This window comes from Streptococcus sp. NLN64 (assembly GCF_015831295.1).
GTDB lineage: Bacteria > Bacillota > Bacilli > Lactobacillales > Streptococcaceae > Streptococcus.
This window is the reverse complement of the sequence record NZ_JADXDQ010000060.1, coordinates 1-10,224: the sequence shown is the minus strand read 5'-3', so window position 1 is coordinate 10,224 and position 10,224 is coordinate 1. Positions and strand designations below refer to the sequence as shown.

8 protein-coding genes are annotated in these 10,224 nt (G+C 41.3%); 7 read left to right on the top strand and 1 reads right to left on the bottom strand.

Features of this window, described 5'->3' with window-relative positions:
* Window positions 1-619: 619 nt before the first annotated feature.
* The gene (locus I2503_RS08040; RefSeq protein WP_196967618.1) at window positions 620-1,243 is read right to left on the bottom strand and encodes an HAD hydrolase-like protein; all 624 of its coding nucleotides are present in this window, start codon (window positions 1,241-1,243) and stop codon (window positions 620-622) included.
* 158 nt (window positions 1,244-1,401) lie between these two features.
* Between I2503_RS08040 and I2503_RS08035 the strand changes: the two genes are divergently transcribed.
* The 7 genes from I2503_RS08035 (at window position 1,402) to I2503_RS08005 (ending at window position 10,005) form a co-directional block, all read left to right on the top strand.
* Window positions 1,402-2,178, top strand: a complete 777-nt coding sequence (locus tag I2503_RS08035; protein ID WP_196967617.1) for a LysM peptidoglycan-binding domain-containing protein — start codon at window positions 1,402-1,404, stop codon at window positions 2,176-2,178.
* 145 nt (window positions 2,179-2,323) lie between these two features.
* Window positions 2,324-3,445, top strand: a complete 1,122-nt coding sequence (gene mnmA, locus I2503_RS08030) for a tRNA 2-thiouridine(34) synthase MnmA (RefSeq protein ID WP_196967616.1) — start codon at window positions 2,324-2,326, stop codon at window positions 3,443-3,445.
* A 132-nt stretch (window positions 3,446-3,577) separates the two neighbouring features.
* Complete coding sequence (mnmG, locus tag I2503_RS08025) at window positions 3,578-5,494, top strand: tRNA uridine-5-carboxymethylaminomethyl(34) synthesis enzyme MnmG (protein ID WP_196967615.1); 1,917 nt, start codon at window positions 3,578-3,580, stop codon at window positions 5,492-5,494.
* 438 nt (window positions 5,495-5,932) lie between these two features.
* Entirely contained in the window at window positions 5,933-7,906 is a 1,974-nt protein-coding gene (locus I2503_RS08020) for a DHH family phosphoesterase (protein WP_196967614.1), read from the top strand.
* On the top strand, window positions 7,903-8,355 hold the full coding sequence (rplI, locus tag I2503_RS08015) for a 50S ribosomal protein L9 (RefSeq protein ID WP_196092361.1): 453 nt from the start codon (window positions 7,903-7,905) through the stop codon (window positions 8,353-8,355). The genes I2503_RS08020 and rplI overlap by 4 nt, the downstream gene beginning before the upstream one ends.
* Window positions 8,356-8,377: 22 nt before the next feature.
* Window positions 8,378-9,727: a replicative DNA helicase gene (gene dnaB, locus I2503_RS08010; RefSeq protein WP_196967613.1), complete on the top strand. Its 1,350-nt coding sequence runs from the start codon at window positions 8,378-8,380 to the stop codon at window positions 9,725-9,727.
* 2 nt (window positions 9,728-9,729) lie between these two features.
* Window positions 9,730-10,005, top strand: a complete 276-nt coding sequence (locus I2503_RS08005; protein WP_196092359.1) for a Veg family protein — start codon at window positions 9,730-9,732, stop codon at window positions 10,003-10,005.
* Window positions 10,006-10,224 lie beyond the last annotated feature (219 nt).

Below are 10,224 nucleotides of genomic sequence, written 5' to 3'. Positions count from 1 at the left end.
ACGAGGACTGGTCAGCTGTCTCGATTACTACTTAAAACGACATGCGTTAAAAGTTAATTGAACCGCCGTGTGCCGAACGGCACGCACGGTGGTGTGAGAGGGACTATCCATTAGTCCCTACTCGATTATACTTATGACCATTTTAAAATCTGATTGCGTTCATCCTCTTCTCCAATCTTTGTTGGGTTGATGGCTAGCTACGCTTGCTTATACTCATTGGATTTCAAAATCTGACTTTGTCAAGCCTCTTTGATGAATGTTATCATCAGTTTCCTCGTCATTTTTTTGAAATTCTGCGAGTATTCAGATTTTGAAATTAGTTAAGTATTAATGGGATATAACTGAGGCTGGGCAAAAAGTATCAGTCTCGAACTTTTATTTAGCAAAAACTCTTTGACGCAGTGGTTGATTCGCTCAAACAGCTAAAAGGCTGTTTGAGTTAATAGATAGGAGAGCGAAGCAAATAACAACTGTTCGCCTTTTATTGAGAGAACAGTTCATGTTCTTTTATCCAGAAACTCAAGAAGTCATTTCTTGACTCTTTGACCTCCAAAAACAACCTAATCAACGGAGTTCTTTCCCACTCCCAGTCTTTTCAGATTTTGAACTGTTACGAGTATTATTTAAAAAATGAGGCTAAGTCTTGTGTTTTAGATAGTAAAACTTGTGCACCGTTTTCGGTTAGTGAATCGGAGGTACCATAGCCCCATTCAACTCCGATGCTACCAATTTCTAAATCACGGCCAGCTGCCATATCAAAGAGGGTATCTCCAATGATAAAACTTTGTTCTTTAGGGGCTTCTGCGACCTCTAAGCCTCGTTTGAGGACATCGATTTTATCGTGGGAATCTGGAAGTGCTCCAAAAATTTCCTGAAAATAAGATTGGAATCCAAAATGTTGGACCATAACTTGAGCCATAGGTTGATTTTTACTAGTGGTAATCGCTAAATAGTGTCCTTGCTCCTTTAAAGCCTGGAGAGCTTTCTTTATCCCAGGGTATGGGTCGGCCTGGTAAACTCCCTTTTCTTTATAGTAACTTCGAAATAGGCCAATAGCTTCTTCTACTTTATCTTCAGGAAGATAGAAGGCAAAGGATCGTTCGAGAGGTGGTCCAATTAGGGTGTCTAACTCTGAATCCTGAGGAACAGGAAGATTCAGAGTTGTGAAAGCATATCGAAAGGCCGCTTTAATTCCTGGACCACTATCAACTAAAGTTCCATCTAAATCAAAAAATAAAAACATAAATTCTCCTTTACAATAAGTATACCATAAGGAAAATGACTAGGAATGTAAAGAACCTAACCAATCTCCTTCACAGAACTGTAAAACTACTCCGAATATTGCTATCTTTCCGTAATATTACTGGGATAGAATAAGGTCATATAAGAAAGGAACTTTACATGAAACGAAAGAATTATTATCTACTAACAGGTTTGGCAACTCTTCTCGTAGCCGCTTCTGCAAGTGCTGCGTCGGCTGATTCCTATACTGTAAAATCTGGAGATACCTTATCAAAAATTGCAGCAGAAAGACAAACAACTGTTGACAATATTGTAAAGCTAAATAATATTAAAAATCCGAATGTGATTCACATTGGTCAAGTATTGGAGTTAACAACAGGGACTCCGAATGCTACAAGCGAGCAAATTGTATCAGAAGAAACAACTGTCAATCAACCGCAAGATGCTGTCGTGCTAGAAGCAAGTTCTGAACAAGGAAACACTTCTCAAGCAGTTGTTCAAAGCCAAGAGATATCAGAAACTCAGCAAGAAGTTATCAATGAAACTGTCAAGAGTCCAGAAGATTCAGCAGCTGTTACTTCATCAGCATCACAAACACCGAAAGTTGAGAATGATCCATCAAGTTCTGAATCAGATCCGGTTGTAGCATCTGAGCCAGAAACACCAGCACCAGTTCAAGAACAATCCACAGCAACTGCATCAAGCTTGTCAAGTGATGAGCAAGCAGCCAAGGAGTGGATTGCTCAAAAAGAATCTAGTGGGAGCTATACCGCACAAAATGGAATTTACTATGGTCGTTACCAACTAACCCTTTCCTATTTAAATGGAGACCTTTCTCCAGAAAACCAGGAGCGGGTAGCAGATGAGTATGTAAAAAATCGCTATGGTTCTTGGGTACAAGCCCATCAATTTTGGTTAGCCAACGGATGGTATTAATAGCCCTGTGTTATCTCCACTGAACACAAAAATTATTCAGTGGAGGATTTTTTTGTTTCGTGTTATAATAAGCCTTGCTCAAAACGACCTTCAAATCGTTGAAAGCGCGCACGGAAACGTGACAAACGAAAGATGGGAGAAAACTATGAGTGTTCCTTCAAAAACACGAGTTGTTGTGGGAATGAGTGGAGGGGTTGACTCCTCCGTAACAGCCCTCTTGTTAAAAGAACAAGGCTATGACGTCGTTGGCATCTTTATGAAAAACTGGGATGACACTGATGAAAATGGTTTTTGTACGGCAACAGAAGATTACAAAGATGTTGCTGCAGTAGCAGATCAAATTGGAATTCCTTACTACTCAGTTAATTTTGAGAAAGAGTACTGGGATCGGGTCTTTGAATATTTTCTAGCAGAGTATAGAGCTGGTCGGACTCCGAATCCAGATGTTATGTGTAACAAGGAAATTAAATTTAAGGCCTTTCTTGACTATGCGATGGAACTAGGAGCTGACTATGTAGCAACTGGCCACTATGCCCAAGTAGAACGTGATGAAAACGGTCAAGTCCGTATGCTTCGGGGGAAAGATCAAAATAAAGATCAAACCTATTTTCTTAGTCAGTTATCGCAAGAACAACTTCAGAAGACACTGTTTCCATTGGGTCACTTGGAAAAAGCTGAAGTCCGTAAAATTGCTGAAGAAGCTGGCTTAGCAACTGCTAAGAAAAAGGATTCAACAGGAATCTGTTTTATCGGAGAAAAGAATTTTAAGGAATTTCTCAGTAACTACCTACCAGCAACACCAGGTCGGATGATGACCATGGAAGGTCGTGACATGGGGGAACATGCTGGACTTATGTATTACACCATTGGTCAACGAGGAGGACTCGGAATTGGTGGTCAAGAAGGTGGCGATAATCAACCGTGGTTTGTGGTTGGAAAAGACTTAGAACAGAATATTTTATATGTAGGTCAAGGTTTCCACCACGAAAACCTCATGTCAACGAAATTGACAGCTAGTCAAGTTAGCTTTACACATAAAATGCCAAAAACTTTTGAAATGAAGTGTACCGCTAAGTTTCGTTATAGGCAGCCAGATGCTGAGGTGACAGTTTCTGTAAATGGTGACAAGGCAACTGTCAACTTTGCAGAAGAGCAACGGGCTATTACACCAGGTCAAGCAGTCGTATTTTATAACGGAGATGAGTGCTTAGGTGGTGGTCTGATTGACCAAGCTTATATGAATGATCAAGTACGTCAGTACATATAAATTGACAAGTTATCCAAATATGCTACAATACTAAAAAGCAAATACAATGATGGTCAAAGCTCATGGGATTTGCAGGTTTTTTTGCCTGCAATCAAATGAAGCCTTGACCTTTTTTTGTGAAAGGAAGAAAGAATGACAAGACAGTTTGCGGAAACCTATGATGTAATCGTCATTGGTGCTGGCCATGCAGGAGTAGAAGCTTCCCTTGCCGCTGCCCGGATGGGATGTAAAACTCTTTTGGCAACTATTAATATAGAAATGCTGGCTTTTATGCCTTGTAATCCTTCAATCGGGGGATCGGCTAAAGGGATTGTGGTTCGTGAAGTAGATGCTCTTGGTGGCGAAATGGCTAAGAATATCGATAAAACGTATATTCAAATGAAAATGTTGAATACAGGTAAAGGACCAGCTGTCCGAGCTTTGCGTGCCCAAGCAGACAAGGAATTGTATGCTAAGGAGATGAGGAAAACTGTTGAAAATCAAGAAAACTTGACACTTCGCCAAACCATGGTTGATGAAATCTTGGTTGAAGATAAAAAGGTAATTGGGATTCGCACCGCAACCAATCAAGAGTTTGGTGCTAAAACAGTTATTGTGACGACCGGTACAGCCTTACGTGGAGAAATCATTATCGGAGATTTGAAATATTCTTCAGGTCCTAACCATAGCATTGCCTCTGTCAAGCTAGCTGACAACCTCAAAGAGTTAGGATTTGAAATTGGTCGTTTTAAAACGGGAACTCCTCCTCGGGTCAAGGCATCTTCAATTGACTATAGTGAAACAGAGATTCAACCTGGTGATGATGTTCCGAATCATTTCTCCTACCGTTCTAAGGATGAGGACTATTTAAAGGATCAAGTTCCTTGCTGGTTAACGTATACGAATAACGAGAGTCATCAAATTATTCAAGATAATTTACACCGTGCTCCAATGTTTACAGGAGTTGTTGAGGGAGTAGGACCACGTTACTGTCCATCTATTGAAGATAAGATTGTCCGCTTCGCAGATAAAGAAAGACACCAGCTTTTCTTGGAGCCTGAAGGACGAGATACGGAAGAAGTCTACATTCAGGGATTGTCAACAAGCCTCCCAGAAGATGTTCAACGGGAACTCGTACACTCCATCAAGGGGTTAGAAAAAGCAGAGATGATGCGGACAGGCTATGCGATTGAATACGATATGATTCTCCCACATCAATTACGAGCTACCCTTGAAACGAAGAAAATTTCAGGCCTCTTTACAGCCGGTCAAACAAATGGGACATCGGGATACGAAGAAGCAGCTGGTCAAGGTATTATGGCTGGTATCAATGCAGCTTTAAAAGTATTGGGAAAACCAGAACTAATCCTTAAACGAAGTGACGGCTATATTGGTGTTATGATTGATGATTTGGTAACCAAAGGAACCTTGGAACCCTATCGTCTTTTGACCAGTCGTGCAGAGTACCGTTTGATTCTACGTCATGATAATGCGGATATGCGCTTAACTGATATTGGTCGTTCTATTGGCTTGGTTGATGATGAACGGTGGGAAGATTTCCAAATGAAAAAGACTCGTTTCCAAACCGAAATGGAACGGTTGGAGTCTCATAAACTAAAACCTACCGCAGAAACAAATAAACAAGTCACAGAACTTGGCTTCAAACCGTTAGCGGATGCCCTAACAGCAAAAGAATTCCTTCGCAGGCCTGAAGTAAGCTACGATGACTTAGCTAATTTCATTGGATCTGCTCCAATGGAAATCGATGATAAGGTTAAAGAATTATTGGAAACTGAAATCAAATACGAAGGGTATATTCAAAAAGCACTTGACCAAGTTGACAAGATGAAACGAATGGAAGAAAAACGTATTCCAGCGGATATTGACTGGGATGACATTGATTCCATTGCCACAGAAGCTCGGCAAAAATTCAAACAGATTAATCCAGAAACGATTGGTCAAGCCAGTCGAATCTCCGGTGTCAATCCAGCAGATATTTCGATCCTAATGGTTTATTTAGAGGGAAAATCTCGCAGTATTTCCAAACGTCAAGAACAGGTAAAGAAATAAAATTATAGAAGAAACCCGGCTGAATGCAGCTGGGTTTCTTATGTGTAAAGATTAATTGACGCTATATTTACAATACATTTACTGATCAATGACACTTTGCACATCCAGTAAATCCACCCGCATATAGCCATTCTAACGTGGCTAAGTCGTATATTTCTTATTTAAGACTAGGAGGTGATGATTATTTGTTAATATAGTCTTTTAGTTTGCTTTTAGTACAAGGCAGCGAGTCGCAGACAGTACTGAAGTACGGCAAGACGAGCTAACACAGTAATAAAAGATAAACTAAAAGAGTATAAAACTTGACAAAAACAGTTGGACCTTTGACATTATAATAGGTTAATGCTAGCCAAATAGCCTTTCTCAAATCCTTGCTTTTTACAGTGAGTTGTTGGTGTAACTGGGCCTTTATGGTAAAATAACAGGAAGAGGTTTAAGATGAAAAGATTTCCCCTATCCCCCTTCCATTATTTTATGATTGGCATTATCTTTTTGGGTATTCTTTCTGTGGTTTGGCAACATTCCATGAATGGTATCCCCATTGCGATTACTATAATATTGATGGGTACTCTTGTCTTGTTACTCCTATTAGATCAAGAAGTAATTGTCAGTCAGGTGGAAGAAGAACAACAGAAACAACTAGAAGATCGAGTTGAAAACAGCTTGGCCAATCTCATTAACAAGATTCCAATTGGGATTATGAAACTGAACGAGGAAACTGGTCAAATTGACTGGTATAATCCCTACGCTGAGCTCATTTTTGCCGGTGAAGATGGTGTGCTGGATATGCAGACAATCCAGTCAGTTTTGGAGTCTTCTCAAGGAGAAGGCAGTCATTACGTTGCAATTGGAGAGAGAACCTATGCGGTTCATTTGGATCAAAGCGGCCATATGGTTTACTTTTTTGATGCAAGTAGTGAATACAATGCGGCGGAGGAATTAGCAACTACACGACCAGTTATCGGAGCTATCTCTCTGGATAATTATGATGATTTTAGAGATGGCTTATCCGACTCGGAGGTCAGCAGTGTCAACAGTTTTATTGCTGATTTTGTCTCCCGATTTGCGGATGATTTTAAGATGTTCTATCGTCGAGTTGATGCTGATCGTTACTACTTATTTACCGATTATACGGTTCTAGACCAACTAATGAAAGACAAGTTCGCGATTATTGATGTGTTTCGAAGCGAAGCAAAGGAGAAGAATCTCCCGCTTACCCTTAGTATGGGGTTTGCCTATGGTGATGGAGATCATGCTTTTATTGGAAAAACAGCCCTCGAGAATTTGAACTTAGCCCTAGTTCGTGGTGGAGACCAGGCCGTAGTACGTGAAAACAGGGAAGGTAAAAATCCGATCTACTTCGGAGGAGGTAGTGTCTCAGCCGTAAAAAGGACTCGTACTCGTACCCGGGCCATGATGACAGCCATCTCAGACAAGATTCGCTCTGCAGACCAGGTCTTTATCGTTGGTCACCGTAATCTAGACTTAGACGCACTAGGGGCTTCCGTTGGAATGCAGAAATTTGCAGAGATTCAAAGTGAGCAGGCTTATGCTGTCTATGATCCAACTGAGTTAGCCCCAGATATCGAGCGTGCCATCAAAAGCTTGCAAGCCGAAGAGAAGACTAAGTTGCTGACCTTAGAGGAAGCCATGCCACGTGTGACTCGTCAATCTCTGTTAATTATGGTGGACCACTCTAAAATTAACTTGACTCTCTCGAAAGAATTCTATGAACAATTTAGCCAGACAATTGTTATTGACCATCACCGACGTGATGAAAATTTCCCTGAAAATGTGGTTATCACTTACATTGAAAGTGGGGCTAGCAGCGCTTGTGAATTAGTGACCGAACTTATTCAGTTCCAAAACGCCAAGTCAAATCGTCTCAGCAAAATTCAAGCTAGCATTTTAATGGCCGGCATCATGTTGGATACCAAGAATTTTTCGGTTCAGGTAACCAACCGGACTTTTGATGTGGCTAGCTATTTGCGAAGCAGAGGCAGTGATAGCACTTTCATTAAGGAAATTATGGCCACAGACTTTGAGGAATATCGACGTGTCAATGAGTTGATTCTCCAAGGCCAACGATTGAGTCCTGCGATTGTTTTGGCAGTAGCCCCAGAAAATATCTATCACTCCACAATTGAACTTAGCAAAGCTGCGGACACAATCCTAAGCATGTCTGGTATAGAGGTAGCCTTTGTCATGAGTCAGCTGGACCCTGATACCATTGGGATTTCAGCGCGTAGTCGCAGTCGAATCAACGTACAGAGAATTATGGAGGAGATGGGCGGTGGGGGTCACTTTAACCTGGCGGCAGCCCAACTGCGAGGTGTAGACCTCTCCATGGTGACGACTCGGCTAAAAGATGTTATTATAAATGAAACGCAAGAAAAGGAGACGGATAGATGAAAGTTATTTTCTTAGAAGATGTAAAAGGTAAGGGAAAAAAAGGTGAAATCAAGGAAGTTCCGACAGGTTACGCACAAAACTTCCTCATCAAGAAAAATCTAGCCAAAGAGGCCACTGCTCAGGCAATTGGGGAACTCCGCGGTAAGCAAAAATCACAAGAAAAAGCTCATGCAGAAATGGTTGCAGAGGCAGAAAGCATTAAGGCTCAACTGGCGAAAGAAGAAACAGTTGTTCGCTTTACAGAGAAAGTGGGACCAGATGGTCGGACCTTTGGTTCCATTACCAGCAAGAAAATTGCAGAGGAATTACAGAAACAATTTGGAATTAAAGTTGAAAAACGGAATATCCACCTAGATCATCAGCTTCGATCCATCGGATCCGTCGAGGTTCCAGTGAAACTCTATCAGGATGTGACTGGTGAAATCAAAGTCTATATCCAAGAGGCATAATTCAAGGATGTAAGGAGGAGAAATGGCCAATCTGGAAGAATTGCGTACTCAACCGCAAGATATTTTAGCAGAGCAATCTGTTCTAGGGGCTATTTTTTTGGATGAAAGTAAGCTGGTTTATGTCCGTGAGTACATTGAACCAGCTGACTTTTTTAAATATGCGAACCGCCTCATTTTTCAGGCCATGATTGACTTGAATGATCAGGGAGATGTCATTGACGCGACCACCATGAGAGCCATTTTGGAGGCTCAAGGAGATCTGGAAAATATCGGCGGTTTTTCCTATTTAGTTGAGGTTGTTAACGCAGTTCCGACTAGCTCAAATGCAGAATACTATGCTAAAATTGTGGCCGACATGGCCATGCGCCGTCGTTTTATTGCCCGTTTAACAGAAAGTATCAACCAGGCTTATGAGGGATCTGCGGGAACAGATGAACTGATTGCAGTTGCCGAAAAAAACCTGATTGATTTAAATGAAAATAGTAATAAGAGTGGATTTCGGAACATCAAGGATATTCTCAATATAAATTTTGAGAGTCTGGAAGCCCGGTCTCAGCAAACATCTGATGTTACAGGGGTTCCAACTGGATTTATCGAGTTAGATAAGATGACCACTGGATTTCATGAAGATCAACTGATCATCCTCGGTGCTCGACCAGGGGTCGGAAAAACTGCTTTTGCACTGAACATTGCTCAAAATATTGGTAGCAAAACGGGAATGACGGTTGCCATCTTCTCGCTAGAGATGGGAGCTGAAAGTATGGTTGATCGAATGCTTTCATCAGAAGGACTCATTCATAACCATGCTATTAAGACAGGACAATTGACGGATGAGGAATGGCGTAAAGTTACCATTGCCCAAGCCAACCTGGCATCCGCCCCAATCTATATTGATGATACTGCAGGTATCAGGATTACTGAAATTCGATCACGTGCCCGAAAACTAGCTAAAGAAACAGGGAACTTAGGGCTCGTCTTAATCGACTATTTGCAGTTGATTACAGGAACTGGTCGAGAAAACCGACAACAAGAAGTATCGGAAATTTCCCGCCAACTAAAAATTCTAGCCAAAGAGCTAAAGGTGCCAGTCTTGGCTCTCAGTCAGCTATCACGGGGACTTGAACAACGTCAAGATAAACGCCCGGTTCTTTCGGATATTCGTGAATCTGGATCCATTGAGCAGGATGCGGATATCGTAGCCTTCCTCTATCGTGATGACTATTACCGCAGTGAAGGTGAGGAAGATACAGAGCCAAACAACAAGATTGAGGTCATTATAGAGAAAAACCGGAGCGGGGCGCGTGGGACCGTCGAACTCCTATTCCAAAAAGAATATTTTAAGTTTTCAAGCATATCCAAAAGAGAGGAATAACCATGAGTGATGCATTTACAGACGTTGCTAAAATGAAAAAAATTAAAGAGGACATAAAAAACCATGAAGGTAAGATGGTTGAAATGACCTTGGAACACGGCCGCAAACGCCAAAAAACCAAGATTGGTCGTCTTATTGAGGTTTATCCATCCCTCTTCATTGTTGAATACAACAATGTCGGAAGTCTACCTGGCGAAATTACCAATACCTACGTTGAGTCATACACCTACTCTGATATCCTCACCGAAAAAACACTCATTAACTATCTGAGTGAGTGAGGCGGAGCCAGTATCCACAACCATCGTTCTGCTCACAGTTCGATGGTTTTTTATAGTCTTTTCGTTTACTTTTGTATAAGGCAGCGAGTCGTAGACAGCTCAAACATACTAAGATTAGTAGTGAGGAAACCTTCGACGGAAGATTTTCTCACTACTTTTTCTTTATGTTAAAGTAGTAGTGTCTTGTTAAGTCGTACTAGATTTTGGCATTTAATGCCG

Bases quoted from the DNA above. Each gene is read 5' to 3' on its own strand.
- I2503_RS08040 (WP_196967618.1), bottom strand. From the start codon at position 1,243: ATGTTTTTATTTTTTGATTTAGATGGAACTTTAGTTGATAGTGGTCCA.
- I2503_RS08035 (WP_196967617.1), top strand. From the start codon at position 1,402: ATGAAACGAAAGAATTATTATCTACTAACAGGTTTGGCAACTCTTCTC.
- mnmA (WP_196967616.1), top strand. From the start codon at position 2,324: ATGAGTGTTCCTTCAAAAACACGAGTTGTTGTGGGAATGAGTGGAGGG.
- mnmG (WP_196967615.1), top strand. From the start codon at position 3,578: ATGACAAGACAGTTTGCGGAAACCTATGATGTAATCGTCATTGGTGCT.
- I2503_RS08020 (WP_196967614.1), top strand. From the start codon at position 5,933: ATGAAAAGATTTCCCCTATCCCCCTTCCATTATTTTATGATTGGCATT.
- rplI (WP_196092361.1), top strand. From the start codon at position 7,903: ATGAAAGTTATTTTCTTAGAAGATGTAAAAGGTAAGGGAAAAAAAGGT.
- dnaB (WP_196967613.1), top strand. From the start codon at position 8,378: ATGGCCAATCTGGAAGAATTGCGTACTCAACCGCAAGATATTTTAGCA.
- I2503_RS08005 (WP_196092359.1), top strand. From the start codon at position 9,730: ATGAGTGATGCATTTACAGACGTTGCTAAAATGAAAAAAATTAAAGAG.